The organism is Streptomyces sp. NPDC047971 (genome assembly GCF_040653355.1).
Classification (GTDB): domain Bacteria; phylum Actinomycetota; class Actinomycetes; order Streptomycetales; family Streptomycetaceae; genus Streptomyces.
Map to the genome: position 1 here is coordinate 262,258 of NZ_JBEZNW010000002.1, position 26,386 is coordinate 288,643.

Below are 26,386 nucleotides of genomic sequence, written 5' to 3' on the forward strand. Positions count from 1 at the left end.
TGGTCATGCTCATGGCGGAATCGGCGGAGGTCCCGTCCGCTTCCGACACGGAGGTGTCATGGCCCGGCGCATGGTCAGATCCCTGCTCTCGATGGTGCTGCTGGTGGTGGCCGCGCTGGCGGGCACCGTCGCCACATCCGGTACGGCACATGCCGACGAGTGCTACACCTGGGGCCGCACGCTGTCCTCGGGCATGTCCGGCGCGGACGTGACGCAGCTGCAGATCCGGGTCGCCGGATATCCCGGCTACGGCGCCGTGCTGACGGTCGACGGCGACTACGGCCCGGCGACCAAGGCCGCGGTGACCCGCTTCCAGCAGGCGTACGGACTCGCCGCGGACGGCGTCGCCGGTCCGGCGACCTTCTCCAAGCTGTACGCGCTCCAGGACGCCGACTGCACGCCGATCCACTTCACCTACGCCGAACTCAACAAGTGCAACGGCGACTTCTCCGGCGGCGCCGTCCCGGCGGCCACCGCGAGGTCGAACGCCCTGCGCGCGATGTGGAAGCTGGAGGCGCTGCGCCACGCGCTCGGGGACGTGCCGATCTCGGTGAGCAGCGGATTCCGTTCGTACGCCTGCAACGCGGCGGTCGGCGGGGCGTCGGACAGCCGGCACCTGTACGGCGACGGCATCGACCTCACGGGCTCGCCCTCGCTGTGCACGCTGGCCAAGCAGGCCCGCAACCACGGCTTCAACGGGATCCTCGGCCCCGGATACCCGGGCCACGGCGACCACGCGCATGTGGACACCCGTGCCTCCCGGTTCTGGTCGGCGAGCAGCTGCGGCATCTGACGCCTTCCGCCACACTGGGCGCCATGTCGGACAAGCGCAGTGCCGGGCTCCTTCTCTTCCGCCGGACGCCGGACGGTGGCTTCGAGGTGCTGATCGGCCACATGGGCGGGCCCTTCTGGTCCTCGAAGGACGTCTCGGCCTGGTCGATCCCCAAGGGCGAGTACGGCCCCGAGGAGACACCGGAGGCCGCCGCGCGCCGCGAGTTCGAGGAGGAGCTCGGGCTGCCGGCTCCGGACGGCGAGCGGCTCCCGCTCGGCGAGGCCCGGCAGGCGAACGGCAAGACGGTCACAATCTGGGCGGTCGAGTCCGACCTCGACCCGACCCGGATCGTGCCGGGCACCTTCACGATGGAGTGGCCCCGCGGCTCGGGCACCCGGCGGGAGTTCCCCGAGATCGACCGGGTCGGCTGGTTCGCGCCCGAGGCGGCCGCTCCCCTGCTCGTCTCGGGCCAGCGGGTCTTCCTCGAACGGCTCGCCGCGAGGCTCGACGGCCGGGACGGGCCCTGAGCCCGCCCCGGCCGACCCGTCACACGGCGACGTCGGCGAGCGGCTCGTCGGGCTCCGGCTCCGGCTCCGGCTCCGACAGGGGTTCGGACAGCTGCTCGCGCAGGTAGTTCCAGATCACGGAGATCAACGCGGCCACGGGTACGGCGAGCAGGCTGCCCACGATGCCGGCCAGACTGCCGCCGAGGGTCACCGCGAGCAGGACCACCGCCGCGTGGAGACCGAGCCCACGGCTCTGGATCATGGGCTGGAAGACGTTCCCCTCCAGCTGCTGCACGACGACGATGATCCCCAGCACGATCAGGGCGTCCGTCGGGCCGTTGGACACCAGGGCGATCAGCACCGCGACCAGACCGGCGAAGAGCGCGCCGACGATCGGCACGAACGCGGACACGAACGTCAGGACGGCCAGCGGGAGCACCAGCGGCACGTCGAGGATCCACAGCCCGAGACCGATGAAGACGGCGTCGAGCAGGCCCACGAACGCCTGCGACCGCACGAACGTGCCCAGGGTGTCCCAGCCCCGCTCGGCGACGACCGGCACGTCGACCGCGAGGCGACCGGGGAGCTGACGGGTCAGCCACGGCAGGAACCGCGGGCCGTCCTTGAGGAAGAAGAACATCAGGAAGAGCGCCAGGACGGCGGTGACGATGCCGTTGAACACGGTGCCGACGCCCGTGGCGACGGTGGTCACCACACTGCCGACGCTGTCCTGGACACGGGCCATCGTGGAGTCGAACGCGCCCGAGATCTGGTCGTCGCCGATGTTCAGCGGCGGACCCGCGGCCCACTCCCGCAGCTTCTGGATGCCTTCGACCACGCCGTCGGCCAACTCGCCGGACTGGGACGCCACCGGCACCGCGATCAGCGCCAGGACGCCCGTGACGACCAGGAGGAAGAGCACGGTCACGGCAGCCGCGGCCGCCGCCGGGCGCCACCCGTGCCGGCGCAGGAAGCGCGTGAGGGGCCAGGTGAGGGTGGTGAGGAACAGGCCCACTATGAGCGGCCAGACGACCGGCCACATGCGGCCCACGATCCAAAGGCTCACGGCGGCCATCACAAGGACCAGCAGCGACTCCGCGGAGACTCGTGCCGCGGTGCGGAGCGCGGCGGCGGCTTTGGTGGAACTCAACGTGGCAGACATGAGGGTCACCCTATTGATGCCGCGGGCACGTTCCGGACCGCGCCCGCTTTCCGAGGGCGCCGCGGGCGGGCGACGGAGCCGCCGGGACGTCAGGGCGGCGGATCCTCCGGCGGGAGGTCGAACGATCCGGGCCGCGGCTCCAACTGGGTCACCATCTCCGCGAACCGCATGCAGACCCGTTTGATCTCGTCGTGGGTGTTGTTGCGTTCGGTGATCACGACCGCGAGGAGGAGAGCCGTCAGCGCCGTCGTTCCGTTGAACGCCTGGAGGGTGACCATGCTCGAGAAGAGATCCTCGCCCTCGAACGGGCCCCTCTCCCCCGTGGCCGCCAGGACGGCCAGGGTCGAGACGACGAGCGCGCAGGGCGCGGCCCCGGCCAGCTGGAAGCGGAACGCCGCCCAGATCAGGACGGGGAAGACGAGGAAGAGCCGTGGAGAGTCCGTCTCCCCGGTGGCCAGGAGCATGACCAGGACCGTGGCGAGGGTCAGCGCCCCCGCCTCCAGCCAGCGTGCGGGCCGCGCTCGGACCGGCCACCGGGCCCTGCGCAGCACGAGCAGGAAGGGTGTGACGACGAGGATCCCCATCGCGTCACCCGTCCACCACACCGACCATGTCGGCCAGAAGTCGGCCGCGTCCACGGCTCCGGACAGCACCAGTGCGCCGCTGCCGATGGTCGAACTGATCAGCATGCCGCCGAGAGCGCCGAAGAAGATCAGTGCCAACACGTCCCGCAGACGGTCCAGCTCCGTTCTGAATCCGGCTCTGCGCAGCATCAGGAAGGCACAGACCGGCGCCAGGGTGTTGCCCACCGTGATGGCCAGGACGGCTACCGCCGAGGGCCCGAGGAACACGTTGGCCAGGAACGCGCCGAGGGCGATGCCCGGCCAGACGCGCAGGCCCATGAGGAGCAGCGCGGCCAGCGCGACACCGGTCGGCGGCCACAGGGGGGTGACCTGGTCGCGTACGAGCTGCTGGAGGAGCCCGAGCCTGGCGGCTCCGTAGTAGACGGCGGCGACGGCAAGCACGCGCAGGGCAGCAGACCCGTAGCGACTCATCTCCGCACCGCGCACGACAGCAGTCTGCACGCGCGTCGCGGTCCCGGCGACTCAGGCGGCGCACCCCGTGGTCAGACCGGCTCCTCGGGCGGGAGCGGCTCCGCGGGGCCGTCGTACCGGACGACGAGGACGGCCGCGTCGTCCCGGTGTCCGGTCAGATCGGCCACCTTGACGACGGCGGAGGCCAGGATGTCGGGGTCGGCGTCGTAGCCCGCTCGTACCAGCCTGGCCACTTCGGCCAGCCCGTCCTCGATCGGATAGGTCGGTCCCTCCACCACCCCGTCGGTGAGCAGCACCAGGACTCCCGCCTCTCTCAGGCGTCGGTGGGTCACGGGATACCGCTCGCCGTGCAGGATGCCGAGCGGCGGGCCGCCGCTGTCGAGCGCGATGCCGCACTGGCCGGCGGCCGTGGCCCAGACCATGGGGACATGGCCGGCCCGGGAGACCGTCAGATCGCGGCTGACGGGGTCGAAACGCAGGAAGCAGCAGGTGGCGAAGCGGCCGCATCCCATGGAGATCAGCAGGTCGTTGGTCCGCCCCAGCACCTCCCGGGTGTCGCTCGTCGCCTCGGCGATGGCGCGCAGGCTGGTGCGCACCTGCCCCATGAAGGCGATCGCCTCGACGTCGTGGCCCTGTACGTCGCCGATCGTGAGGCCCAGGGAGCCGTCGCTCATCACGAAGGCGTCGTACCAGTCGCCGCCCACGTCGAGGCCGTCGCGCGAGGGCGTGTACCTGGCGGCGAAGCTCAGACCGGGGACCTCGGGCAGGCCCGGTGGGAGCATGTGGCGCTGCAGGGCCATGGCCAGCTCGACCCTGGCCCGCTGGAACTTGATCCGCTCCAGGGCCTGATCGACGAGCTGCCCGAGTGCGACCAGCAGCTGCTGCGCATTGTCGGGCGGCCCGGGACGGTGTCCGCGCATCACGGCTCCGGGTGTTCCGCCGACTCCCACGTTCACCCTAGCCTCCGGTGCCGCACGGCTCCACAGGGAGCAGGGCTCCGGGCACGCCCGTCGGAGTGACCGAGGGTGACCGGAGGGGGTGTGGCGCGCGCTGCCGCACCGGGCGTTCGACGGCCCCTTGGCGGTATCCGGCAGGGAGCGCGGTGTGGCCGTCGCCCGCGTTGTCAGACCCGTACGAGAGGGTGGAAGGGTCCAACCTGTCGAGAGGGAGCCCGACATGACCACGTTCTCCGTCCGTGAGCGCGCCGCCGCTCAGGCGTACCTCCGTCTGCTGGAGTCCACCCAGGCGGTCCTGACGGACCCGCGATTGGAGCCGTACGCGGCGGCGATGCTCACCCACCCGATGGCCGAGGCCGACGAAGCCCTGCGCGCCGCGGGCCTCTCGGGCAACGAGGCGCATCTCATGCGCCTGGTCTCGGCCCTGCGCGCCTCCCCCGCCGGCGACCTCGGCCGGGCGGGTTGAGCGGGCGAAGGGCGCGCCCGTCAGCGTGCGGCCGGGCCCTGTCCGGATCGGGCTCCGGCCGCCGAGCGGGACCGTTTCGTGCCCCTCATCGAGCACTAGGCGACGTCGTCCCGCCCGCGCGATGCTCCGAACGGCTCAACCGGCGATACGGAACGCCAAGACGGTCAGGGCGACACCGGCCGCCGCGCCGAGCAGCAGGGCGGCGATGGCAGCCGGCCGGCCGACACCGTGCTCGAAGGGAATGCTCGGCATCACTTTGTGCAGGGTGGGGGCCACGACCACGATGAGACCGATGCCGACCCCGAGGCGCCAGTACGTCTCTCCTGAGCACGAAGCCCGGAATCGCCCCCCGCAGCCGCTCGGGTCCACGGCGAAGCCCGTCACCACGAGAAACAGCGCGCCGGCGTACAACGCGCCGAACAACGCGGTCGTGCCGAAGTCGATGCGTCGCGCTCTGGCGGAAGGTCCCTCGTCACTCACCGTGTCGCCCCTCGGTCCGCGTCTTTCCGTCTGCATGCCGGTCATCATGCGGGAGCCGGACGGGGCCGCACGGGGCGAGGCGTACGGGAAGGGCGCGGACGCTGTTGCCGACGAAGCCGGCGTGGCGCGGGAGGTCCTCTTCGGCGACGGCGAGGTCCAGGGTCGGGAAGCGGGTGAAGAGCGCCTTCAGGGCGATCGTCGCCTCCAGGCGGGCGAGCGGGGCGCCCAGACAGTAGTGGGGGCCGTGCCCCAGGGAGAGGTGCTTGGCGGCGGGGACTCGGGTGATGTCGAACCGCGCCGCGTCGGGACCGTGCGCGTCGGTGTCGCGCCCGGCGGCCGAGTACGCCGCGAGAACGGGGGTGCCCCTCGGGATCAGGGTGCCGTCGACGGTGAGGTCACGGGTGGGGTAGCGGAACGGGAAGTAGCTCACCGGGCTGTCCCAGCGCAGGGTCTCCTCGACGACGTCGGACCAGTCGGCGCGCCCCTCGGTGACGTGGGCGAGTTGGTCGCGGTGCGCGCACAGCGCGCGGACGGCGTTGGTCACGAGGTTCAGTGTGGTCTCGTGGCCGGCGATGATCATCAGGACCAGGGTGCCGATGAGCTCGGGGTGGCTGAGCCGGTCGCCGTCCTCGTCGCGGGCCGCGATCAGGGCGCTGGTGAGGTCGTCGCCGGGGCGGCGGGCGCGGTCCGCGACGATGGCGGTGAGGACCTCCAGGAGTTCGCGGTTGGCGGCCATCGCCTCCTCGGGACCGATGTCGGTGGCGACGACCTGGTTGGAGAGGTGGTGCAGCCGGTCCTGGTACTCCTCGTCCACGCCGAGGAGTTCGCAGATGACGCCGAGGGGCAGCGGAAGCGCGAAGTGCCGGCGGAGGTCGGCGACGCCGTCCTCCGCGGCGGCCTCGCCGAGCCGGTCGAGGAGTCCTGCGGCGACGGACTCGACCCGGGGGCGCAGCGCCTCGACGCGGCGGGCGGTGAACGCCCTGCTCACCAGGGAGCGCAGCCGGCGGTGGTCGGCGTCGTCGGCGGTGCTCATGCCCTGGACGGTGGCGAACGTCCGCAGGGGCCAGCCGTCGGGTATGCGGCCCTCGGTGAGCGCGGTGAAGTGCGCGGCGCTCTTGGCGACTTCGGGGTGGGAGAGGAAGTCGCGCAGGGCCTCGTGGCCGAGCACGGCCATGCCCTCCACGCCTCCGGGCAGCAGGACGGGAGCCACCGAACCCTGGGCGAGCAGCCGGGCGTTGGCCGCGTGGGGGCAGCCGCCGGCGGGGTCGAGTCGGTACGGCGAGGCGTTCACACGGACTCCTGACGGCGAGGACGGATCGATGCGGCGCACGAGCGGTCAGATCCTACGGTCAACGCGTCTCGGAGCAGGCGGAGTCGGTCATCCCTTGGCGCGGCGCCGGTGGGCCGCGACCCTCTCACGGGACGCGCAGGTGGGCGAGCAGTACCGCTGTGCGCTGCCCGGCCCGGTGCCCGGGTAGAGCGTGGCGCACCGGGCGGAGGCGCACGCGCCCCAGGTGATCCGGCCGTGCTCGGTGAGGAGTTGGGCGAGCGCGAGGGCGCCGGCCGCGAGGAACCAGTCCGCCCAGCCGGTGTCGTCGCCCCGGTCGACATGGAGGTGCCAGGGGTGTCCGTCGTGGCGGGAGAGCCGGGGCGGCCCCGCGTGCGCGGAGAGCAGGGAGTTGAGGTCTTCGGCGGCACGGTCGGGGTCGGTCTCGGTGAGGACGCCGGAGATCCGGACGACGGCGGTGCGGAGTTCGTCCGCGTCGCCCTCCGTGAACGCGGTCTCGGTGAGGTCCCGCGGGTCTTCCCCGTGCTGTGCGAGCAGCTCGGCGAGGGCCTCTCGGGGCAGGTCCGGTGTGGCGCGTACGGCGTTGGCGAGGTCGAACAGTCGCTGGACGGGCCGGAACCCCTTGCCGGATGCGTTCACGGAGCCACCGCGCCTTTCGTGTAACGTCTTGAACAACTAAGACGTTACACGGGGGTGGACTCGATGGCGAGAGCGGTACGGCTCTATCTGGGGACGGCGTTCTGTGCCCGGCTCGCGGAGGAGGGCTTTCCGGTCGCTCTGGTGCTGCTGGCGCTGGCCAGGACCGGCGACGCGGCGCTGGGGGCCCTGGTGCTCACCGCGTGGATGGCTCCGCACGTCGCCGCGGCCCCGGTGACGGGCGCGCTCGCCGGTCGCGTGCGCAGACCGGTGCTGTTCTACGCGGGCGCCCTGACCTGCTTCGCGGCCGCGGTCGCCTGCCTCGGGGCCATGACGGGGCGTGCGCCGACCCTCGTCACGCTCACCGTCGCGGCGCTCGGCGGGAGTTGCGGTCCGGTGGTCTCGGGCGGACTGTCCGGCCTGGTCGCGTCGCTCGTCGACGAGGGACCGGCCCGGGACCGCGCGTACGCCTGGGACGCCACGACCTACAACGCCGCCGCGATCGCGGGCCCGGCCCTGGCGGGGGTGACGGCGGCGCTCGCCGGACCGGGCACCGCCGTCGCCGTACTCGCCGCGTCCGCGGCGCTCGCGGCCCTGCCGGCGGCCGCCCTGCTCGCCGGTCGGCCGGGCGCACTGCGGGGCCATGAGGCGTCGGGTACCCGTGGCACGACGCCGGTACCGGGCAGGCACGCCGCCGACGGGGACGGCCGCGCGCGGCGATCGTGGCGCGGCGACCTCGTGGCCGGTCTCGTGGCCGTGTGGGGCGTTCGGGAGCTGCGCGCCGTCACCGCCGCCACCTGCCTCGGCTTTCTCGGTCTCGGCGGGCTCACCACCACCGCCGTGCTGCTCGCGGGCGAACGCGGGCGCCCGGGGGACGGCGGGCTGTTGATGACCGCGTTCGCCGTCGGCGCGCTCGTCGGATCGCTCGTCGTGGACCGTGTGTGGCCGCGGGTGCCCGCCGGGCGGCTGGTCGGCGTCACCCTCCTGGGGACCGGGGCGGCCTTGGGGGCCGCCGCCCTCGCTCCCTCGCCGCTGCTCTGCGCGGCCCTGTTCGCGGCCGCCGGGCTGTGCGACGGTCCGCTGCTGACGGCGACGCTGCGGATCCGGGCGGATCACGCCCCGGCCGACGTACGGACCCAGGTGTTCACCCTGGGCGCCGGGCTCAAGATGTCGGCCGCCGCGTGCGGCGCCGCGCTGACCGGGCTGGCCGCGGGGGCGCCGCCCGCGATCCTTCTGCTGGGGGCCGCCGCCCTGCAGGTCGCCGCCGCCGCGCTCCACCATCTCCTGCGCCGCGCACCGGGCAGGACACCGGCCGTCACGTAGTCCCCCGCGGCCGGCCCCCCATCAGCTCCGCCAGCCCTCGGCGTGTGGCCGCCAGGACCAGCCGGTCGCCCGCGGCCAGGACCCGGTCCGGCTCCAGTTGCCAGACCAGGCCCGCCGCGTGGCGTCCGATCGGCGCCGAGCCCGTCGCCAGGGCGATCACCCGCCAGGCCCCCGGACGGAACGCCTCCGCCACCGTGCGGCCCTCCAGCAGCGGGTTGCCCGCGGCCTCCACCGCCGCGAACAGCAGCACCCGGCGCTCCACCGGGATCGCGCCCAGGATCTGGCGGCCCATCATGGCGCCGGCGAAGGCGGGTGCGGCCAGGTGGGAGACGCTGCGGCTGCGGGTGAGGGCGTCGGGGTGGGCCGCGCGCAGGGTGCGGTACACGGCGGTCGCGAAGTCGTCGTCGTACAGCCGCAGGGCGACCCGGAGGTCGGGCTTGACGGAGCGCGCGGAGAGCGCGGCCTCCAGGTTGGTGATGTCGACGCTGGTCAGGGCGAGCAGGGCGTGCGCCCGGTGGATGCGGGCGGCCTCCAGCACGCCCTCCTCGGTGACGTCCCCGATCACGGTGGGCACGCGCAGGCGACGCGCCAGCGCGATGCCGCGCGCCTCCGGGTCGGACTCGACGCAGACCACGGGGATGTCCAGCCTCCGCAGACGTCCGAGGACGCGCGTGCCGACCTTGCCGAGGCCGAGGAGCACCACGTGTCCGGACAGTCCGCGCGGCGGCCGGCGGAGCGTCGTCGCCGAGCGGAAGGTGCCGAGGGCCTCCAGGATGCCCGCGATCAGGACGGGCATCAGAAGAAGACCGACGAAGCCCGCGAGGATCTGCAGCACCTGACGGCTGGTCGCCTCCTCGACGGCGGGGTCCCCGATGGCGAAGAGGTCCAGGAGCGTCAGATAGGCGGCGTGCAGGGGGTGGTCGCCCGTGGTGAGCCAGGTGGCGAGGGCGATGGCGCCGACGGCGGCCGCCACGCCCGCGAGCGACCAGCGCAGGCGCCGGGAGAAGAACGAGCCGACGGGCAGGGCCGAGGTGCCGAACCTGTTCGAGGAGAGCGTCGGACCGGCGTACGTGATCGCTTCGAGCGCGACCGTGCCCCGCCCGGTCGCGGCCGCGACCGCACGGTCGTCGGGCAGCAGCAGCGGGCCCTGGTCGCCGCTGCGCTCCGAGCCCTCGCAGCCGGCGGGGTCGTTGGTGGTCGCCGACAGCAGGGCGAGCGTGCACAGACCGGGGTCGACCACCTCGCCACGAGCGGGCGGGGTCCGCTCGACGGCGTGGAGCAGCAGGCCACCGGCCTGCACCACCTTGCTCGTGCCGGCGACGGCGGTGGCCGCGAGGGCCGGGGCGGCGGTGTCGGCGTCGGAGAGGACGGTCGTCGAGCCGTCGAGCAGCTTGGGGTCGAGGCAGGGCTCGGCGATGGCGGCGGCCTGGTCGAGAAGGGTCTCCAGGTGCTGGCCGAGCTTGCGGTTGTAGAGCCGGATGACCAGGCGCAGCCGGGGGTTCAGCCGACGCGCGGCGAGCGCGGCCCGGATGTTCGCCTCGTCGTCGTCATGGACGAGAGCGAGGGCCGCCGCCTGATCCGCCCCCGCGTCGAGGAGTACCGCGTCGTCGACCTCGGCCGTCTCCACGACGCGGACGGACCGCCCCGCGGGCCCGCCCCGCTGCTCTCCGACGGTGGTACGCGTCACGGCCGCCGTCACCCGCCCGAAGAGGGCGGAGGCGCGCCCGGCGCGGCCCGCGGGCCGCGGCTGGGCATCGGTCCCCGCCGGTACGACGAGGGTGACCCGCTCCCCGTACACGTCGTTGAGCTCGCCCGCGAGCCGGTGCGCGAGGACGTCGTCCCCACAGACGATCATGTGGCCGACCGGGGTGTCCCGTGAGGGGCGCTCTCCACGGGACGCCGGCGCGCCGAACGGTCCGCCCCGCGGGTCGGCGGAGGACGGCGGCGTGGGCGGACGCCGCACGGGATCCGGCGGAACGGGCGGGCTCTGGTACGGAAGTGAGGACACGTCACCAGGATGCCCTGCCCCACCGACAGCCCGGACGGCGGTCGCCGGTCACCGCGCGGGAGCCGTCGAGCCACCGGTGACCGGGGCGCGAGGGAGGACGTTCGCCCGTACGGCACCCGTCGTACACCGGTCGGCGCATCACGATCTGCGGGGTCCGCGGAGGCTTCTTACCGTGACTGAATGATCGTCACGTCAGCTGTTCGTCACGTTGCCGCCGGTACCGCGGCGTTGCTGCTCGTGCTGCCCGTCCCGGCGGCCACGGCATCCTCCGTCACCGAGCCCTCACCTCCCGCCGCCCGTTACATCGATTCCGCCCGGCTCCACCGCTCGGGAACCCAGGTCCAGCCGTTGTCCGACTCGGTGGACCGGCCGTCCTCCGTCTCCGCGCTGTCGTGGCTGGTGGCGGACGCCTCGACCGGCGAGGTCCTGGCGGCGCGCAACGCCCATCGGCGGCTGCCGCCGGCGAGCACGCTCAAGGCGCTGTTCGCCGTGACCGCGCTCCCCCGTTTCGACCAGGACCTGCGGCACACCGTCACCGAGTCGGAGCTGTCGGGGATCGGCGAAGGCAGCAGCATGGTCGGGGTGCAGGCGGGCTACACCTACAAGGTGTCGGATCTGTGGAACGGGGTCTTCCTGAACTCGGGCAACGACGCGGTCCGGGTGCTCGCCTCGATGAACGGCGGCTGGAAGTCCATGGCCCGTCAGATGCAGGAGAAGGCCCGCGCGCTGGGGGCACGGGACACGAGAGTGGTGTCGCCGGACGGGTACGACGCGCCGGGGCAGGTGTCGTCGGCCTTCGACCTGGCGGTCTTCGGCCGAGCGGGGCTGCAGGATCCGGCGTTCGTCACGTACGCCTCCACGCGGTACGCCGAGTTCCCGTCCGGGGACTGGTCGTACGGCATCCGCAACACCAACAGGCTGCTGACCGGCGCGGACGGCGTGGAGCGTTACCCGGGACTCCTCGGGGTCAAGAACGGCTACACGAGCAATGCCGGGAACACACTGATCGCGGCGGCGCGGCGGGGTTCGCGGACGCTTGTGGTGTCGGTGATGAACCCGCAGTCGGGCGGTGGACTCGCGGTGTACGAGGAGGCCCGTACGCTCCTCGACTGGGGCTTCGACGCGGCGGGCCGGGTGCAGCCGGTGGGTTCCCTCGCTCCGCTACGGGAGAAGGCGAAGGAGAAGGCGAAGGGGACGGTCAAGGAGGCCAAGGCGGCGAGCGGCCGGTCGGCGGACGCGTCGGCGCCCAAGGCGGGGCAGGCCGGTCCGCACTCGGGGACCGCCGCGGCGGTGGGACCGGGGGACGTGGCCGCTCTCGCCGCGCCGGGGAGGGCCGTCTCCCGTGAGGACGTGCCCTCGCGTCCCTGGGCCGGGCTGCCGCTGGCCCTGGTGGGAGCGTCGCTGGGCGCCGCGATCTCCGTCTGGCTGTGGCGCCGCCGCTCGACCCGACGCAGCGACGAGGGCGTCTGAGGGCGCCACGTCTCGACGTGAGTCTCGTTCGCCAGGCGCGTTCGACGTGCGCCTCGCTCGCGACGCGCGTTCGACGGACGCCTCGTTCCGCGAACGCCTCGTTCGAGACGCGCGTTCGACGGGCGCCTCGCTCGACGGACGCCACCTTCGACGGACGCCTCGGCGGGCCGGGTTCCCCGGCCCGCCGAGGCGTCTCGCGGGTCTCCTTCCGGTCAGGCCGGAAGGAAGTCGCCGAGGAGGGTGGCGAACTCGTCCGGGTCCACCAGGCGGATGCCCAGCTCCTCGGCCTTCGCGCGCTTGGACCCCGCCTTCTCTCCCGCGACGACCAGGCCGGTGCGCCGGGAGACGCTGGAGGAGGACTTGCCGCCGGCGCGCTCGATCAGTTCGTTCATCTGATTGCGGCTCAGTGCCTCCAGCGGGCCGGTCATGGCACCGGTGACGACCACCGACAGGCCCGCGAGCGGCCCGGCCGCGACGGGCGCCTCCGCAGGCGTCTCGGCGCCCGGCGGGGGCGGCGGCGTGGCTCCCGGCTCGGACATGTTCACCCCTGCGGCGACGAGCTTGTCGACGACCGCGGCGAGCTCGGCCAGCTCCGCGACGATGACCGGCGCCTTCTCCGCCCCGATCCCCTCGACCCGCTGCATGGCCTCCGCGTCCGCCGCGCGGACGGCGTCCATGGTGGCGAAGTGGCGGGCGATGCGACGGGACATGGAGCGTCCCGTCCCCCGTATGCCGAGGGCGCACAGCACGCGGGCGAGCGGTCGGGTGCGCGCGGTGGCGATCGCCGCGAGGAGGTTGTCCGTGCTGGTCTCCCCCATGCGGTCCAGGCCGAGCAGCTGCTCGCGGGTGAGGGTGAAGAGGTCCGCCAGGTCCGCGACCAGGGCGGCGTCCACGAGCTGGACGATCCGGCTGGCGCCGAGCCCCTCGATGTCGAGCTGGTCGCGGCCCACGGCGTACGACAGGGAGGCCACCAGGTGGCAGTCGCGGCCACGGGCGCACCGCCAGCGCTGCTCGCTGCGGTCGATGTCCGAGCCGCACTGCGGGCAGGTCTCCGGGAAGGCGATCGGCTGCTCCTCGCCGGTCCGCAGGTGGGCGACGGGCGCCTCGACGCGCGGAATGATGTCGCCGGCCTTGTAGACCATCACGTGATCACCCACGCGCAGATCGCGGCGGGTGATGTCCGAGGGGTTGTGCAGCGTGGCGTAGGTGACCGTGCTGCCGTCGATCTCCACCGGCTCCAGCACGGCGCGGGGCGCGATGATGCCGGTGCGGCCCACGTTCCACTCGACCCCGATCAGCCGGGTCACCTTCTCCACGGCGGGAAGCTTGTACGCGATGGCCCAGCGGGGCGCGCGAGAGCCCGAACCGGCCTCGTGCCGGTCGGCCGCGAGGTCGGCCTTGATCACGATGCCGTCGATGCCGAACGGCAGCTCCGCTCGCAGCGCCGCGATCTCGGCGACGCGGGCCAGCACCTGCTCCGTGCCCGTGACCGCGCGGCCGGGCACGGCGGTGGCGCCCGAGGTGTGCAGCCCGAGGGCGACCGCACGGGCGATCAGCTCGCTGTGGGCGAGTCCGTCCAGGCCGTCCGGGTCCGCGACCGGGTCCTGCTCGCCGCTCTCGGCCGACGGCAGCATGTCGTAGGCGAAGAAGGTCATCTCCACCCGGTACGGCCGGTCCTTGGCGCGCAGGGTCCCGGCCGCCGCGTTGCGCGGGTTGGCGAAGGGCTCGCCGCCGTGCGCGACCCGGATCGGGTTGGCCGTCTCGAACTGCTCGGTGGTCATCAGCACTTCGCCGCGCACCTCGACCGTGACCGGCTCCGCGAGCCGCTCCGGGAGGCCCACGATCGTGCCCCGCGCATGCGACACGTCCTCCCCCGCCGTGCCGTCGCCCCGCGTGACGAGCCGGGTCAGCCGCCCCCGCTCATAGCGGGCGGCGATCGCCAGTCCGTCGAGCTTCGGCTCCACGCTCCACCGCGCGACCGGGCGGCCGATCCTGCGCTCCAGGGACGCGACCCAGGTCGTGAACTGCTCGGCCGAGAAGACGTTGTCGAGCGAGAGCATCGGCCGGGAGTGCGGTACGTCGCCCTCCACGGCGCCTCCGGCGACCTTGCCGGTCGGGGAGTCCGCGCGCACCTGGTCGGGGTGGGCGGACTCCCATGCGGCTATCGCCCGGCCGAGGCGGTCGTAGGCGTCGTCGTCGAGCGGGGAGGTGCCCCCCGCGTAGTAGGCGGCGGCCGCCTGCCTGGCGTCCTCGACCGCCTGCGCGTACGCGGCGGCATCGGCAAGAACCGGAGTCGTTGTCATGGGTCCATCGTGCCGGGCACCACTGACAACGGACCCCGCCCGGTCAGTCGCCGAGCGCCCGCTTCAGTTCCGCCTTGTCCATGGACGACCGGCCGTGGATGCCGCGTCGGCGCGCCTCGGCGTAGAGCTGGTCGTACGTCGGGCCCTGGGCGCCGCTGTGCGAGCGCAGCCCGCCGCGCCGGGAGGAGGAGATGTCCTCCGTGGAGCTCCTGCTCGCGGTCCTCGACTCGCCGGCACGGGCCCGTTCCTTGTTCACGGTGCGCGCCGCGATCTCCTTGGCCCGCTCCTCGCTCTCACCTCGGTCCTTCGCGCTCTCCTTGATGTGCTCGTACTGTCGCTCCCTCTTGGGGCTCGATCCACGGGGCATGGCGCGCTCCTCCTCTGTGGTCGCGTGACGCGGTGGCGCGTGGCGGCGTGGTTCCGCCGTCCACGCGGCCCGAGGGGTCCGCGCCGGGATCCCGGTCGGCCCCGCGGGAGCGGGTACCCCGACGGCTCGGATTCAGGCGCCCGGACGGGCCCGAACGGTAGAATCCGGAGCGAACGCGGCCATTCCGGACAACCGCTCGGTGCAGGGACGGGAGGAGTCGTGACGACGTCTGCGGCGGACGCTCCGGAGCCCGGCATCAGCGGTCTCACGGCCGAGAACAGGCGCCTGCGCGCCGAGCTCACCCGCCGCCGTCTCGTCGATCTGGCCACGGGTGTCCTCGCTGCCCAGCTCGGCGCCGCCCCGGCCGACGCGGCGGAGCACCTGGACTCCCTCTCCCACGCCACGGGCCTCGGCATCGAGGATCTCGCCGCCGACATCGTCAACGCCGTCGGCGGCACGACGGCGGAGAGGCTCCCACACGCCGGCCAGGGACCCGCGGAGAACCGGGCGGAGCCCTCCGTCACCGCGTCCGAGGGGCCGGCGGCCCCGCCCGTCGTGTTCAGCACACCGGACGAGCGTCGTGCCCGGCGCGCGGCGACGGCCGCCGAGACGCAGGACACCGTCGGCGAGGCGGCACGGGCGCTCCTGGAAGGTGGTCTCGTGCCGCTCGGCGCGGGGAGCCTGTGGCTGTGGCGGCGCGACGCGTGGGGCTGTCTGCGGCTGGCGGGACACGCCGGTGTCGGGGCCGCGGAGGCCGCCGCCTGGCAGTGGATCCCGCCCGCGGCGCCCCCGGCGTTCCGCTCGGTGCTCTCCGACGGCGCGCCGGTCTGGCTTGACTCAGGGCCCGAGAACGGCGAGGTGCTGCCCGGTCCCGCGCCGCACGCGGCGCGGGCGCTGCTCCCCCTGCGCCTGCGCGGCACGACGGTGGGTCTGGCGCTGGTCGCGTGGCCGGGCCCCCACCCCTTCGACGACCCGCTGCGCAGGGCGCTGGTGGGCCTGACGGACGTGGCCGGCACCGTCCTCGACGCGGCCGACTCGCCCCCTTCCGCCGCACCGGTCCTGGTGGACGTCCTGGACGCCCTCGCCCATCCCGCGATGCTCCTCAAGGCCGCCCCGTCCGCCGTGGCGCCGACCGTCGAGCACCTCAACGAGTACGCGGTGGCCTCGCTGGGCGGCGCCCCTCCGGCCGAGGACCGCTCCCTGGCGCTCGCCCTTCCCCGGGTCCACGCGGACCTCGCCCATCTCGCCCGGCGCGCGCACCGCACGAGGCGCGCCCAGCGGGTGGCCCGGCTGCCCGCGTCCACCGTGCCGGAGCCGGGAGACCCCGCGCCGCTGCTCGACGTCCGTGTGCTGCCGGCGGGCGACGAGCGGGCCGTGGTGCTGTGGCACGACACCACCGATCCGGGTCTCGCCTCGGAGCGGGCCGTGTCCCGGCTGCAGAGCGTCGCCCTCTTCCAGGACAGTCTGACGGGCGGCGACACGGTGTGGTCGGAGCAGGCGTACGCCGTCTTCGGCAGGGGCCGCGACGAGCCTCCGGTACCCCTGCTGGGGCTGCGGGGGCTGGTGCATCCGGAGGACGGCGAGGCGCTGACCGAGCTGCTCAGGACGCTGGTGGAGCGGCGCACGGGCGCCCAGACCGTCCTGCGGATCGTGCTGGAGGACCGGGCCGTGCGCCACGTCCGGGTGGCGGCGGAGCCCCTGCTCGACGCCGGGGCGGTGATCGGGATCGCCGGGGTGTACCAGGACGTGTCGGCGAGCCGGCGCACCGAGGCGGCGCTGACGGCGACGTTCGACCAGCTCACCGCCGTCCGGACACAGGCCGAACTCCGGCATCAGCTGGCCCTGCAGCTGCAGCAGGCGATCGTGCCCGAGGTCCCCGATCTGCAGCAGCTGCCGGATCTGGTGGTGGCGGCCCGTTACCGGCCCGCGGCCGAGGAGTACCGGGTCGGCGGCGACTGGTACGACGTCCAGCCGCTGCCGAGCGGCAAGGTCCTCGTGACGGTCGGCGACGTGGCGGGCCACGGCATCGACTCGGTGACCGGCATGGTCGCGCTGCGCAACGCCCAGCGCGGCCTGGCGTGCACCGGCGACTCGCCGCGGCGGCTGATGGCGTGGCTCAACGAGATGACGCTGCGCACCAGTGGGCACCCCACGGCGACGGCGGTGTGCGCGCTGTACGACCCCGAGGACCGCGGGCTGGTCTGGTCGAGCGCCGGGCATCTGCCGATGCTGCTCGTGCGCGACGGCACGGCACGGCTCCTCGACCCGCCGCAGGACATCCTGCTGGGCGCGGTGCCCTCGTACGCGTATCAGGAGCGCCGCACCCCCCTGCGGCCGGGGGACACGCTGCTGCTCTACACGGACGGGCTGGTGGAACGGCGCCACGACGGCCTCGACGACGGGCTGGCGCAGCTCGCCGCGGCGGCCGAGCGGCTCAGCGGCTACCCGCCGGACGAGCAGGTGGAACGGTTGCTGGGGGCCGCCACCGGCGACACGGACGACGACACCAGCATCGTCGTGGTGCGCGTACGGTGACGGTGCGCGGGGCTCGGCGCACCGGCCGGCCGTACGGCGCGGGGGCTTCACGCGGAGAGCCACTGCCGGACCTTGGCCATCAGCTCCTCGGCGTCGACGGGCTTCGCCACGTAGTCGCTGGCACCGGCCGCCAGGGCCCTCGCCCGGTCGCCGGGCATGGCCTTCGCGGTGACGGCGATGACCGGGAGACGCGCGCGGCCGGGGAGGTTGCGGATGGCGTCGGTGGTGGCGTACCCGTCCATGCCTGCCATCATGACGTCCATCAGGACGAGTTCCACCTCGGGACGGGATGCGAGCAGGTCGAGGCCGGCCCGGCCGCTGTCGGCCTGGAGCACCCGGACGCCGTGACCCACCAGGACCTCCGTGAGCGCGTACACGTTGCGCACGTCGTCGTCGACGACGAGGACGGTGTGGCCCGCCGTCCGGGGGTCGTGGCCGCCGCCGGCGGGGGCGGAGTCCGTCCCCGTGGTCTCGTCCGCCTCGGCGTCGGCGTCCGTCGCCCCGGCGCCTGTCGGCGCTCCCGGCGGCGACGTGCGCGGAGCCGGCAGGTAGAAGGTGAAGCGGCTGCCCTGACCGGGGGCGGAGCGGACGTCGATGGCGCCGCCGAGGAGGCCGGCGACCTCGCGGCTGATGGAGAGTCCGAGCCCGGTGCCTCCATAGCGGCGGGCGGTGGTGCCGTCGCCCTGTTGGAAGGCGCCGAAGATGCCTTCCAGGCGTTCGGCCGGGATGCCGACGCCGCTGTCCGTGACGTGGAAGGCGAGCACGGGTCCGTCCCCGCGCATCGTGGCGGGCGGCTCGTCCCCGCCGGCGTACTCGATCGTCAGGTCCACGCCGCCCTCGTCGGTGAACTTCAGCGCGTTGGACAGCAGGTTGCGCAGGATCTGCCGCAGCCGGGACTCGTCGGTGGTGAGCTGCTCGGGCACGTCCGAGGAGACGGTGACCGAGAAGCTCAGGCCGCGCTCGTCCGCCACCGGCCCGAACGTGGCCTCCAGATACTCCAGGAGCTGGTGGAGCGGGAAGCGTTCGGGGCGGATGTCCATCTTGCCCGCCTCGACCTTGGACAGGTCCAGGATGTCGTTGATCAGCTGGAGCAGGTCGGAGCCCGCGGAGTGGATGACCTCCGCGTAGTCGACCTGCTTCTCCGTCAGATTCCCCTGCGGGTTCTGGGCGAGCAACCGCGCGAGGATCAGCAGGCTGTTGAGCGGGGTGCGCAGTTCGTGGCTCATGTTCGCCAGGAACTCGGACTTGTACATCGAGGTCCGGGAGAGCTGCTGGGCCCGTGCCTCCAGCTCCTGACGGGCCTGCTCGATGACGAGGTTCTTGGACTCGATGTCCTTGTTGCGTTCGGCGAGCAGCGCCGCCTTCTCCTTCAGTTCCGCGTTGGAGCGCTGCAGTTCCTGCTGGCGCGCCTGCAACTCCTGTGATCGGGAGCGCAGTTCGTCCGTCAGCCGCTGGGACTGGGCGAGGAGCTCGTCGGTACGGAGGTTGGCGACGAGCGAGCTGACGACGGCTCCCGCGGTGTCCACGAACTGTTCGAGGAAGTCGCGGTGGATGGCGGTGAAGGGCTGGACGGAGGCGAGTTCGACGGCTCCGAGGACCTGGTCCTCGACGACGATCGGCAGGATGATCAGCATGGCCGGCTCGGCGGAGCCCGCCGCGGAGGAGACGGTGGCGTAACCGGCCGGCAGATGCTCCACGACGACCGTGCGCCGGTCCTGGGCGGCCTGGCCGACGAGGGACTGGCCGAGGCGGAAGCGGCGCGCCGGGCTCGCCGGCTCCTCGGGGGCTCCGTACGAGGCGGTCACGACGAGTTCGGTGCCGCGGGCGTCGTGCCGGGCGAGGAAGAAGGCTCCGTACTGCGCGCGGACCAGCGGCGGCACCTCGGTCATGAGGAGTTCGGCGATGTCGTCCGGGGTGCGGGTGCCCTGCATGAGCGCGGCGATCCGGGCGATGTTGGTCTTGAGCCAGTCCTGCTCCTCGTTGGCCCGGGTGGTGGCCCGCAGCGATTCGACCATCGCGTTGATGTTGTCCCGGAGCTCGCCGACCTCACCGGGGGCGTCGACCGTGATGGAGCGGGTGAGGTCGCCCTCGGCGACGGCCCCGGTGACCTCGGCGATCGCCCGGACCTGGCGGGTGAGGTTCCCGGCGAGTTCGTTGACGTTCTCGGTGAGCCGCTTCCACGTACCGGATACGCCCTCGACCTCGGCCTGGCCGCCGAGCTTGCCCTCCGTGCCGACCTCGCGGGCGACTCGCGTGACCTCGGCGGCGAAGGAGGAGAGCTGGTCGACCATGGTGTTGATGGTGGTCTTGAGCTCCAGGATCTCGCCGCGCGCGGAGACGTCGATCCGGCTCGTCAGATCGCCCTGGGCGACGGACGTGGTCACCTGGGCGATGTTGCGAACCTGGTTGGTGAGGTTGTCCGCCATGGAATTGACGTTGTCCGTCAGGTCCTTCCAGGTGCCGGAGACGCCGAGCACCGTGGCCTGGCCGCCGAGTTTGCCCTCCGTACCGACCTCGCGGGCGACCCTGGTGACCTCCTCGGCGAAGGAGGAGAGCCGGTCGACCATCGTGTTGATGGTCTCCTTCAGCTCCAGGATCTCGCCGCGCGCGTCGACCCGGATCTTCCGCGTGAGGTCGCCGCGGGCGACGGCGGTCGCGACCTGGGCGATGGACCTGACCTGGGACGTCAGATTGTCGGCCATGGTGTTCACACCGGAGGTCAGCTCGCGCCAGACACCGCTCACCCGCGGCTCGCGCGCCCGGCCGCCCAGGAGGCCCTGACCGCCGACCTCGCTGGCGACGCGGGTGACCTCGGAGGTGACCAGCGAGAGCTGGTCGACCATGTCGTTGTAGACGGCCGCGATCTCGCCGAGGATGCCTCCGGCGGAGTCCGGGAGACGGGCGGAGAGCTCACCGTCGCGTACGGCGGTGAGCCCGGCGAGGAGCTGCCTCAGCCCGTCCTCGCCGAGCGGTTCCGGCGACACGCGCGGCCCGGACGCGGGCGGTCGGGGGGAATTCTCCATCGCGGACCTCGCGCGGCACGGAGACGACAGGAACACGGATCCGGGTCCCGCCACGGTCCGGACGACGCGCCCGCGACGGCCCCCGCTCCGTTTCCACTCTAGGCACGGAGGGACGAGGAGGCAGCGGCTGCCGCACCCGTGGGGGCCGCGGCACCCAGGGCGGGCGGGTCGCCCACGGCGGGGGTCAGGTCCACCTCGAACCAGACCGCCTTGCCCTCACCGCGCCGACGCGAGCCCCACGCCGAGGACAGTCGTTCGAGCAGGTACAGGCCGTGCCCCGACGACCGGCTCGCGAGGTGCGGGCCGTGGGGCCTCGGCCGTACGGGACTGGTGTCGCTGACCTGGACCCACAGCCGCCCGTCGGCGCGGTCGATACGGAGTTCGTACGGGGTGCCACCGTGCGTGTACGCGTTGGTGACGACCTCCGAGACGAGGAGCAGGATGTCCTCGACGAGGACCTCCCGGGCGCCCTCGACCGGGCCGATCCAGTCGCGCAGCGCCCGGCGGGTGAGGTCGCGGCACTCGCCCACCACGCCCGGGCCGTCGGGGAGGGCGTACCGGATGGCCGTCGTCGTCATAGGAGACCACTGCCCGAGCAGGCAGTGTCAAACCTCCACCAAAGGGAATGTTTCTGTACAAGACGCTCGAACGACGGACCCCCGCCGCCCGCACGGCGGCGAAGGCCCACGCCACCCGTCGAGGGAGCCTTCATGTCCCCCCGTAGCAAGCCCCGCAGCACGCTGTCGTCCACGGACCCCGCCACTGTGCGCCGCCGTGCGCTGGACGGTCTGCCCGAGATCGACCGGCCCACCGAGGTGAGCACGACGGACGCCCAGAACCTGTCCACGGCGCTCTTCGCCCGTCTGGAGAGCCTGGAGGAGGGCACTCCCGAGCGCGCGTATGTCCGCAACACGCTGGTGGAGCTCAACCTCAGCCTCGTGAAGTTCGCGGCGCGCCGGTTCCGGAACAGGGCCGAGCCGACGGAGGACATCGTCCAGGTCGGCACGGTCGGCCTGATCAAGGCGATCGACCGGTTCGAGGTCGGCAGGGACGTGGAGTTCTCGGCCTTCGCGCTGCCCACGATCGTCGGCGAGATGAAGCGTTTCTTCCGGGACACCAGCTGGTCCGTCCAGGTGCCGAGGCGGCTTCAGGAGCTGCGCATCGAGCTGGCCAAGGCCGTCGACATCCTGGAGCAGCGGCACGGCCGGCGCCCGACGAGGGCCGAACTGGCCGCGTACCTGCACATCGGCGAGGCGAGCGTGGCGGAGGGCGAGCAGGCGTCGAACGGTTACGTCGCCCGCTCGCTCGACACCCCGACCGGCGACGACGAGTCGACCCTCACCGCGGGCGCGCGGCGGCTCGGCGAGGAGGAACGGGCGTTCGAACTGATCGACTCGCTGGAGTCGCTGAAGCCGCTGATCGCCCGGCTCGACGCGCGTGACCGCACGATCCTCGCGCTGCGCTTCGGGGAGGAGCTGACCCAGGCGGAGATCGGCGAGCGGCTCGGCCTCTCGCAGATGCACATCTCCCGACTGCTGGCCCGGATCCTGAACGAGCTGCGGACGGGACTGGTCGAGGACCGACAGCCTTAGCCCTAGGTCGCGTCCGCAAGGTCGCGCCCGGCTCGCGTCCGCACGGTCTCGCCCGGCCCGCGACGGGCTGCGAGGGCCCGGGGCCTCGCAGCCCGTGTCCGGCACCGCCCGCGCATGTCCTGCACCGCCCGCGCGTGTGCTGCACCGCCGGCGCATGTCCTGCACCGTCCGTGCGTGTCCTGCACCGGCCGGCCGCGTCGGTGGCCGCCGTCCTCCCGTCAGGGCCCGGGGGCCGGGCGGGCGACCTCCAGCCAGACGACCTTGCCATGATCGCGCGGCTCCGAGCCCCAGTCCCCCGCGAGCCGGTCCAGGACCATCAGCCCGTGGCCGCCGGGCAGCGAGGGCGCTCGGGGCCGCCGCCGTCGCGGCTGCTCCGGGTTGGCGTCCGAGACCTCGACCCGCAGCCCGTCCCGACGGCGGCGCAGGACCAGTTCCTCCGGCCCTCCCGCGTGGAGGCAGGCGTTGGTGACCACCTCCGAGACCAGGAGCAGCACGTCGTCGACGCGCTCCCGCGCCTCGTCGGTCTCGGCCGGGAGCCAGCCCCAGTCGGCGAGGGCCTCCGCGGTGAAGTCGCGACAGCGCATCACCACGCCCTTGGTCCCGAACAGCACCAGCCTTCGGACCTGGTCTTCCACGACTTCTCCGCCCACGGCTCCCTCCGCGATCCGCCCGCCTAGCCGTCCGCCCGTCGATCCGTGAGCGCCTCGGCCACGTCCTCGTACACGCGGAAGACGGTCCGCGCACCCGTGATCTCGAACATCCGGGCCACCGGCGGTCGCAGCCCGGCGAGCTCCAGCCGGCCGCCCGCCTCCAGGGCCTGGAGCCGGCCCCGCAGGAGGACGTTCAGGCCGGTCGAGTCGCAGAAGCGCAGCTCCTCGCAGTCGACCAGGATCCGCACCGCTCCGTTCTGCCCTTCGAGCTCCCCGCGCAACGCGTCCGCGGTGTCGTGGTCCAGCTCTCCCGCGAGGGTCAGCACCACGACTCCGGGCTGCGGCCCGGGTGCCGCCGTGACGGTGAACCGCTCCGACGCCATCGAGGTCACCCGCCTCCTCCGCTTCCGTACAGGGCATCTACCCCACTCATGCCCCGGAACGCCCCTCTTTCCTCACTCACCCGCCCCGTCCCACCTGTCACTCCGGGCTCACGTGCCGGGCAGCCCTTCGAGCGCCTTCCTCGGCACGGGGCTCACCTTGGCCGTGTACCGCTCGGCCGCGCGGACCGCCTCGCGCGCCGTCCGCTCCCCCATCAGGACGCACAGCGTGTACGCCGTGTCCTCGAAGCGCCTGCGGACCGACAGGTCTCCCGGCCTGGCCTGGGCCGCGCGTTCCTGAGCCCGGTAGTGCCGCAGCAGCCGGTCGATCGTGTTTCTGTCGGGCAGCAACATCATGTCCTCCTGGCACACCCCCCTATCGCTCCGTTGCTCCATATTCAGGTCACTTCGTCACCCGCGCGACCCAACCGGACACGATCCGTCACGGCCCGGCCCGGCGTGCGCGCCCGCCCGATAGGGCGGAAGGTCGAAGTATGAAGGCGAGCGCGGGACTGAGGGTGGTCGTCACGGGTGCCACGGGCAACGTCGGGACGAGTCTGGTCCGGGCCCTGGAACGAGAGCCGCGGGTCGCCTCCGTCCTCGGACTCGCCCGCCGCAGGCCCGCGTTGACGCTGTCGAAGACCGAGTGGGCCGAGGTGGACCTGTCGATGGAGGGCGACGAACCGCGGCTCGCGCAGTACATCGCCGACGCCGACGCGGTCGTCCATCTGGCGTGGCGCTTCCACCCCACCCACGACATGGCGGAGACCTGGCGGTCCAACGTCCTCGGCACGCTGCGCGTCCTCGACGCGGTCGCGGCGGCGCGGGTGCCGGTCCTGGTGCATGCCTCGTCGGTCGGGGCCTACTCTCCGGGCCCGAGCAGCGGCGCCGCCGTCTCGGAGTCCTGGCCGACGCACGGCTGGCCCGGCGCGGCCCACACCCGCGAGAAGGCGTATCTGGAAAGGGTCCTGGACACCTTCGAGCGCGACCATCCGACGACGCGGGTGGTCCGGATGCGGCCCTGTTTCCTCTTCAAGGAGGAGGCCGCGAGCGAGCAGCGGAGGATCTTCGCGGGCCGCTACTTCCCCGGCGGCCTGATGCGCCCGGACCTTCTGCCGCTCCTCCCCGACCTGAAAGGGCTGCGCTTCCAGGCGCTGCACACCGACGACGCGGCCGACGCCTACCGGCGGGCCCTGGTACGCGACGTCCGCGGCGCCTTCAACGTGGCGGCGGATCCGGCGATCGACACCGCGGCCCTCGCCTCGCTGCTGGACGCCCGCGCCGTCACGGTGCCGAACGGGGCGGTGCGCGGCGCCCTCGCGGCGGCCTGGAAGCTGCGGGTGGCACCCGCGTCCCCGGACCTCTTCGACGCCGTGCTGCGGATGCCGCTGCTCGCCACGGAGCGTGCCCGCCGGGAGCTCGACTGGGCGCCTTCGATGACTCCCGTCGAGGTCTTCGGGGCCTTTCTGCGGGGCGTACGCGCGGGGAGCGGCGACGCGACGGCGCCGCTCGCCGGGCGCCGCTTCGGCTGAGGACCCCGCGCCCGCGTGCCCCCGCATGGGTGGCGCCGATTCGGGTAGCCGCGCTGGGTCCCACCCCGGCCTCGCCCGCGAGGCCCCGGCCCAGAGACGAGCCCACCATGGTTTCCCTCGCCGACCCGGCGGCGGCCGTCCCCCTCGAGGAGGGCCGTACCGCGCGACTGCTCGGACTGGCGCTCCGGTTCACCGGCCCGGGCGACATCTCCCTGCCCGTTCCCCCGTCCGGGGCCGCACGGCAGCCGTTCACGGTGAAGGAGGGTGCCGAGTTCCGCGCCGTCGTGCGCTTCCGCGTCGAGGGTCCTTCGGTGACCGGCCTGCGGGTGGTCGACCAGCGGACCAAGGACGGCGTCGAACTCGGTGGCACCGATGTGGCGCTCGGGGACTTCCGGCACGGCGGACCGTACGACCTGGAGCTCCCGCCGGAGCGCGTCCCGAGCGGACCGCGGGCGCGCGGGCTCTACGAGGTGTTCGCCTCGCTGGTCGACGGGGACGGCCGGGTGCTCGACCGGCGTGACTACCGTTTCGAGGTCAAGAAGGGCTGGGAACCGCCCTTCGCCTGACGGCTCCTGCCCGCCCCCTCTCCGCACGCGGTCCGCACGCCCCCGTCTCAGACGCGGTAGGTCCGCCAGTCCACGATGCTCATGGCCGCGCCCGCCGCCTCCTGCCCCCTGCAGTGGGCGCGGTGACGGCTCGCGATGCCGTCGAGGTCGAGGTGGCGCCCGAACGCGGGCCGTGCGGCGAGCCGCCGGGCGTAGGCCCAGAGCGCCGGATGGTCCGCGACCCGCTCCATGGCGCCGGCGTCCAGGTGCCAGCGGTGAACGGTGTCCAGCTGGAGCAGGGTCACCCAGACGGACACGTCGGCGGCGGTGACGGCGTCACCGAGCACGTACTCCTGCCGTTCCAGCCGCCGTTCCAGGCGGCCCAGCGCGGCGAGGAGCACGGCGAGCGGGTCGCGGTGCGCGGCCAGGTCGTCGAGACCCAGCTCTCCGGCGCGCTGAGCGGCGCGGTTGACGCTGCGTTCGCAGAGGTCGGCGACGGCCTCGATCTCGGACTCCCGGTCGGCCGGGCGCAGTTCGGGCCCGGCTCCCCGGAAGCGCAGCGCGAGGTCACGCAGGATGTCGGGGACATGTGTGCTGACGATCCGGCCGGTCCAGGCGTCGCTGAGCACGGGGGCGACGGCGGGCCCGGCGTACTGGTGGGCGCTGGCCTCGTACAGCGGGCGGAGCGCGGCGTAACCGCCGCCGGGTGTGTCGGGGGTGGCGGGCAGCAGGGTCACGGGCAGCGTGTCCTGGAGTCCGAGCAGGCCGTGGGTGACGGCGACGCCCAGACAGTCGGGGCGGGAGAGCGCGAGGTGCAGCCGGTAGCGGTGGGGAACGGCGTAGTGGCCGCTGCGTACGTCGCGGCCGATCCGGCCACGGAAGACGGGCGGCGTGACGGCGGCGGGAAGGACGGGCATGGCTTCTCCCTGGGGGTGCTCGGTGCTGGGTCGCGGCGGCGCGCCATCGGCACGCGCCCGGAGGCAGCAGAGGTACGGGAAGGAGGAGAGAGGGGAGCGGCGCGCCGCGTAAGGGGTGGGCGGCCTCAGAGCGCGCGGGGGGCGGTGGCTTCGGCGGACCCGAGGCTCCCTCGACTGGCCGCGCTGCACACGCGCAGGAGGTCGATGTGGCGGCGCGAGGTCAGGGGCAGGGAGCGGGGCAGCCGGACGGCGCGAGCCGCGTCCGTTCCCACCCTGAGCCCCATGGTTCCCTACCTGTTCACTCGGATTCCCGTCCCCGAGTGTCGGGGTGCCCATGGCTCGCGTCAAGGGTGCGGACCGTCCCGGGACCCGCGGCCGCGAGGGTACGAATCCGGTCACCACGGTGGGGAATAATGCGGG

25 protein-coding genes are annotated in these 26,386 nt (G+C 73.5%); 9 read left to right on the forward strand and 16 right to left on the reverse strand.

The genetic code is table 11. The features are described 5' to 3' along the window. Window positions 1–58: 58 nt before the first annotated feature. Together AB0D99_RS03725 and AB0D99_RS03730 are read left to right on the forward strand one after the other, a co-directional pair. Window positions 59–793 (forward strand): D-Ala-D-Ala carboxypeptidase family metallohydrolase, encoded by a 735-nt coding sequence (locus AB0D99_RS03725; protein ID WP_362356499.1) that lies wholly within the window; start codon window positions 59–61, stop codon window positions 791–793. A gap of 23 nt (window positions 794–816) precedes the next feature. Beyond that, window positions 817–1,299, forward strand: a complete 483-nt coding sequence (locus AB0D99_RS03730) for an NUDIX domain-containing protein (protein WP_362356501.1) — start codon at window positions 817–819, stop codon at window positions 1,297–1,299. Window positions 1,300–1,318: 19 nt separating this feature from the next. Here AB0D99_RS03730 and AB0D99_RS03735 read toward each other — a convergent pair whose 3' ends face one another. From AB0D99_RS03735 to AB0D99_RS03745, 3 genes are all read right to left on the reverse strand, one after another. After that, entirely contained in the window at window positions 1,319–2,440 is a 1,122-nt protein-coding gene (locus AB0D99_RS03735) for an AI-2E family transporter (protein ID WP_362356503.1), read from the reverse strand. 89 nt (window positions 2,441–2,529) lie between these two features. Beyond that, window positions 2,530–3,510 carry an MASE1 domain-containing protein gene (locus tag AB0D99_RS03740; protein ID WP_362356667.1) on the reverse strand — a complete coding sequence of 327 codons (981 nt, stop codon included), beginning with the start codon at window positions 3,508–3,510 and terminating at the stop codon, window positions 2,530–2,532. Between the two features lie 56 nt (window positions 3,511–3,566). Beyond that, entirely contained in the window at window positions 3,567–4,415 is an 849-nt protein-coding gene (locus AB0D99_RS03745; protein WP_362356505.1) for a PP2C family protein-serine/threonine phosphatase, read from the reverse strand. Between the two features lie 256 nt (window positions 4,416–4,671). Here AB0D99_RS03745 and AB0D99_RS03750 point away from each other — a divergent pair, with 256 nt between their 5' ends. After that, a complete protein-coding gene (locus AB0D99_RS03750) occupies window positions 4,672–4,917 on the forward strand; it encodes a hypothetical protein (RefSeq protein WP_362356507.1) in 246 nt (81 codons plus the stop codon). A 135-nt stretch (window positions 4,918–5,052) separates the two neighbouring features. On the opposite strand, the gene AB0D99_RS03755 is transcribed toward AB0D99_RS03750, so the two are convergent. The 3 genes from AB0D99_RS03755 to AB0D99_RS03765 form a co-directional block, all read right to left on the reverse strand. After that, entirely contained in the window at window positions 5,053–5,397 is a 345-nt protein-coding gene (locus AB0D99_RS03755) for a hypothetical protein (RefSeq protein ID WP_362356509.1), read from the reverse strand. Continuing rightward, window positions 5,390–6,688 carry a cytochrome P450 gene (locus AB0D99_RS03760; protein WP_362356511.1) on the reverse strand — a complete coding sequence of 433 codons (1,299 nt, stop codon included), beginning with the start codon at window positions 6,686–6,688 and terminating at the stop codon, window positions 5,390–5,392. The genes AB0D99_RS03755 and AB0D99_RS03760 overlap by 8 nt, the downstream gene beginning before the upstream one ends. Window positions 6,689–6,775: 87 nt before the next feature. Then, window positions 6,776–7,324 carry a CGNR zinc finger domain-containing protein gene (locus AB0D99_RS03765; protein ID WP_362356513.1) on the reverse strand — a complete coding sequence of 183 codons (549 nt, stop codon included), beginning with the start codon at window positions 7,322–7,324 and terminating at the stop codon, window positions 6,776–6,778. A 63-nt stretch (window positions 7,325–7,387) separates the two neighbouring features. On the opposite strand from AB0D99_RS03765, the gene AB0D99_RS03770 reads away from it, so the two are divergent. Then, window positions 7,388–8,644, forward strand: a complete 1,257-nt coding sequence (locus AB0D99_RS03770; RefSeq protein WP_362356515.1) for an MFS transporter — start codon at window positions 7,388–7,390, stop codon at window positions 8,642–8,644. Here AB0D99_RS03770 and AB0D99_RS03775 read toward each other — a convergent pair. Continuing rightward, window positions 8,637–10,499, reverse strand: a complete 1,863-nt coding sequence (locus tag AB0D99_RS03775; RefSeq protein ID WP_362356669.1) for an NAD-binding protein — start codon at window positions 10,497–10,499, stop codon at window positions 8,637–8,639. The two genes, AB0D99_RS03770 and AB0D99_RS03775, sit on opposite strands and share 8 nt — an antisense overlap. A 333-nt stretch (window positions 10,500–10,832) precedes the next feature. On the opposite strand from AB0D99_RS03775, the gene AB0D99_RS03780 reads away from it, so the two are divergent. Further along, window positions 10,833–12,122 carry a serine hydrolase gene (locus AB0D99_RS03780; protein ID WP_362356517.1) on the forward strand — a complete coding sequence of 430 codons (1,290 nt, stop codon included), beginning with the start codon at window positions 10,833–10,835 and terminating at the stop codon, window positions 12,120–12,122. 212 nt (window positions 12,123–12,334) lie between these two features. On the opposite strand, the gene ligA is transcribed toward AB0D99_RS03780, so the two are convergent. Both ligA and AB0D99_RS03790 read right to left on the reverse strand, forming a co-directional pair. Then, window positions 12,335–14,425: an NAD-dependent DNA ligase LigA gene (ligA, locus tag AB0D99_RS03785; protein WP_362356519.1), complete on the reverse strand. Its 2,091-nt coding sequence runs from the start codon at window positions 14,423–14,425 to the stop codon at window positions 12,335–12,337. A gap of 43 nt (window positions 14,426–14,468) precedes the next feature. Next, window positions 14,469–14,792 carry a plasmid stabilization protein gene (locus tag AB0D99_RS03790; protein WP_362356521.1) on the reverse strand — a complete coding sequence of 108 codons (324 nt, stop codon included), beginning with the start codon at window positions 14,790–14,792 and terminating at the stop codon, window positions 14,469–14,471. Between the two features lie 219 nt (window positions 14,793–15,011). Between AB0D99_RS03790 and AB0D99_RS03795 the strand changes: the two genes are divergently transcribed. Next, window positions 15,012–17,327, forward strand: coding sequence for a SpoIIE family protein phosphatase (locus AB0D99_RS03795; RefSeq protein WP_362356523.1), 2,316 nt, complete (start codon window positions 15,012–15,014; stop codon window positions 17,325–17,327). Between the two features lie 47 nt (window positions 17,328–17,374). Here the strand turns inward: AB0D99_RS03795 and AB0D99_RS03800 are convergent, their stop codons facing one another. Then, window positions 17,375–20,350 carry a HAMP domain-containing protein gene (locus AB0D99_RS03800; RefSeq protein ID WP_362356525.1) on the reverse strand — a complete coding sequence of 992 codons (2,976 nt, stop codon included), beginning with the start codon at window positions 20,348–20,350 and terminating at the stop codon, window positions 17,375–17,377. A 98-nt stretch (window positions 20,351–20,448) separates the two neighbouring features. Then, window positions 20,449–20,928 (reverse strand): ATP-binding protein, encoded by a 480-nt coding sequence (locus tag AB0D99_RS03805; protein ID WP_362356527.1) that lies wholly within the window; start codon window positions 20,926–20,928, stop codon window positions 20,449–20,451. Between the two features lie 132 nt (window positions 20,929–21,060). Here AB0D99_RS03805 and AB0D99_RS03810 point away from each other — a divergent pair, with 132 nt between their 5' ends. Beyond that, window positions 21,061–21,942 (forward strand): SigB/SigF/SigG family RNA polymerase sigma factor, encoded by an 882-nt coding sequence (locus AB0D99_RS03810; protein WP_362356529.1) that lies wholly within the window; start codon window positions 21,061–21,063, stop codon window positions 21,940–21,942. Window positions 21,943–22,160: 218 nt separating this feature from the next. Here AB0D99_RS03810 and AB0D99_RS03815 read toward each other — a convergent pair whose 3' ends face one another. The 3 genes from AB0D99_RS03815 to AB0D99_RS03825 all read right to left on the reverse strand — a co-directional run bounded on the left by AB0D99_RS03815 (window position 22,161) and on the right by AB0D99_RS03825 (window position 23,326). Then, complete coding sequence (locus AB0D99_RS03815; protein ID WP_362356531.1) at window positions 22,161–22,577, reverse strand: ATP-binding protein; 417 nt, start codon at window positions 22,575–22,577, stop codon at window positions 22,161–22,163. Window positions 22,578–22,615: 38 nt separating this feature from the next. Next, window positions 22,616–22,975, reverse strand: a complete 360-nt coding sequence (locus AB0D99_RS03820; protein WP_362356671.1) for an STAS domain-containing protein — start codon at window positions 22,973–22,975, stop codon at window positions 22,616–22,618. 108 nt (window positions 22,976–23,083) lie between these two features. Beyond that, a complete protein-coding gene (locus tag AB0D99_RS03825) occupies window positions 23,084–23,326 on the reverse strand; it encodes a DUF5133 domain-containing protein (RefSeq protein ID WP_362356533.1) in 243 nt (80 codons plus the stop codon). Between the two features lie 140 nt (window positions 23,327–23,466). Between AB0D99_RS03825 and AB0D99_RS03830 the strand changes: the two genes are divergently transcribed. Further along, complete coding sequence (locus AB0D99_RS03830) at window positions 23,467–24,504, forward strand: NAD-dependent epimerase/dehydratase family protein (protein ID WP_362356535.1); 1,038 nt, start codon at window positions 23,467–23,469, stop codon at window positions 24,502–24,504. Window positions 24,505–24,611: 107 nt separating this feature from the next. Further along, on the forward strand, window positions 24,612–25,070 hold the full coding sequence (locus tag AB0D99_RS03835) for a hypothetical protein (protein WP_362356537.1): 459 nt from the start codon (window positions 24,612–24,614) through the stop codon (window positions 25,068–25,070). Window positions 25,071–25,117: 47 nt separating this feature from the next. On the opposite strand, the gene AB0D99_RS03840 is transcribed toward AB0D99_RS03835, so the two are convergent. Together AB0D99_RS03840 and AB0D99_RS03845 are read right to left on the reverse strand one after the other, a co-directional pair. Next, window positions 25,118–25,966, reverse strand: a complete 849-nt coding sequence (locus tag AB0D99_RS03840) for a glutathione S-transferase C-terminal domain-containing protein (protein ID WP_362356539.1) — start codon at window positions 25,964–25,966, stop codon at window positions 25,118–25,120. Between the two features lie 125 nt (window positions 25,967–26,091). Continuing rightward, complete coding sequence (locus AB0D99_RS03845; protein WP_362356541.1) at window positions 26,092–26,250, reverse strand: hypothetical protein; 159 nt, start codon at window positions 26,248–26,250, stop codon at window positions 26,092–26,094. Window positions 26,251–26,386 lie beyond the last annotated feature (136 nt).

Excerpts from the sequence above, each read along its gene's own strand:
- AB0D99_RS03725 (WP_362356499.1), top strand. The coding sequence starts at position 59 with ATGGCCCGGCGCATGGTCAGATCCCTGCTCTCGATGGTGCTGCTGGTG.
- AB0D99_RS03730 (WP_362356501.1), top strand. The coding sequence starts at position 817 with ATGTCGGACAAGCGCAGTGCCGGGCTCCTTCTCTTCCGCCGGACGCCG.
- AB0D99_RS03735 (WP_362356503.1), bottom strand. The coding sequence starts at position 2,440 with ATGTCTGCCACGTTGAGTTCCACCAAAGCCGCCGCCGCGCTCCGCACC.
- AB0D99_RS03745 (WP_362356505.1), bottom strand. The coding sequence starts at position 4,415 with ATGCGCGGACACCGTCCCGGGCCGCCCGACAATGCGCAGCAGCTGCTG.
- AB0D99_RS03750 (WP_362356507.1), top strand. The coding sequence starts at position 4,672 with ATGACCACGTTCTCCGTCCGTGAGCGCGCCGCCGCTCAGGCGTACCTC.
- AB0D99_RS03770 (WP_362356515.1), top strand. The coding sequence starts at position 7,388 with ATGGCGAGAGCGGTACGGCTCTATCTGGGGACGGCGTTCTGTGCCCGG.
- AB0D99_RS03775 (WP_362356669.1), bottom strand. The coding sequence starts at position 10,499 with ATGATCGTCTGTGGGGACGACGTCCTCGCGCACCGGCTCGCGGGCGAG.
- AB0D99_RS03780 (WP_362356517.1), top strand. The coding sequence starts at position 10,833 with ATGATCGTCACGTCAGCTGTTCGTCACGTTGCCGCCGGTACCGCGGCG.
- ligA (WP_362356519.1), bottom strand. The coding sequence starts at position 14,425 with ATGACAACGACTCCGGTTCTTGCCGATGCCGCCGCGTACGCGCAGGCG.
- AB0D99_RS03790 (WP_362356521.1), bottom strand. The coding sequence starts at position 14,792 with ATGCCCCGTGGATCGAGCCCCAAGAGGGAGCGACAGTACGAGCACATC.
- AB0D99_RS03800 (WP_362356525.1), bottom strand. The coding sequence starts at position 20,350 with ATGGAGAATTCCCCCCGACCGCCCGCGTCCGGGCCGCGCGTGTCGCCG.
- AB0D99_RS03805 (WP_362356527.1), bottom strand. The coding sequence starts at position 20,928 with ATGACGACGACGGCCATCCGGTACGCCCTCCCCGACGGCCCGGGCGTG.
- AB0D99_RS03810 (WP_362356529.1), top strand. The coding sequence starts at position 21,061 with ATGTCCCCCCGTAGCAAGCCCCGCAGCACGCTGTCGTCCACGGACCCC.
- AB0D99_RS03820 (WP_362356671.1), bottom strand. The coding sequence starts at position 22,975 with ATGGCGTCGGAGCGGTTCACCGTCACGGCGGCACCCGGGCCGCAGCCC.
- AB0D99_RS03825 (WP_362356533.1), bottom strand. The coding sequence starts at position 23,326 with ATGTTGCTGCCCGACAGAAACACGATCGACCGGCTGCTGCGGCACTAC.
- AB0D99_RS03830 (WP_362356535.1), top strand. The coding sequence starts at position 23,467 with ATGAAGGCGAGCGCGGGACTGAGGGTGGTCGTCACGGGTGCCACGGGC.
- AB0D99_RS03835 (WP_362356537.1), top strand. The coding sequence starts at position 24,612 with ATGGTTTCCCTCGCCGACCCGGCGGCGGCCGTCCCCCTCGAGGAGGGC.
- AB0D99_RS03840 (WP_362356539.1), bottom strand. The coding sequence starts at position 25,966 with ATGCCCGTCCTTCCCGCCGCCGTCACGCCGCCCGTCTTCCGTGGCCGG.
- AB0D99_RS03845 (WP_362356541.1), bottom strand. The coding sequence starts at position 26,250 with ATGGGGCTCAGGGTGGGAACGGACGCGGCTCGCGCCGTCCGGCTGCCC.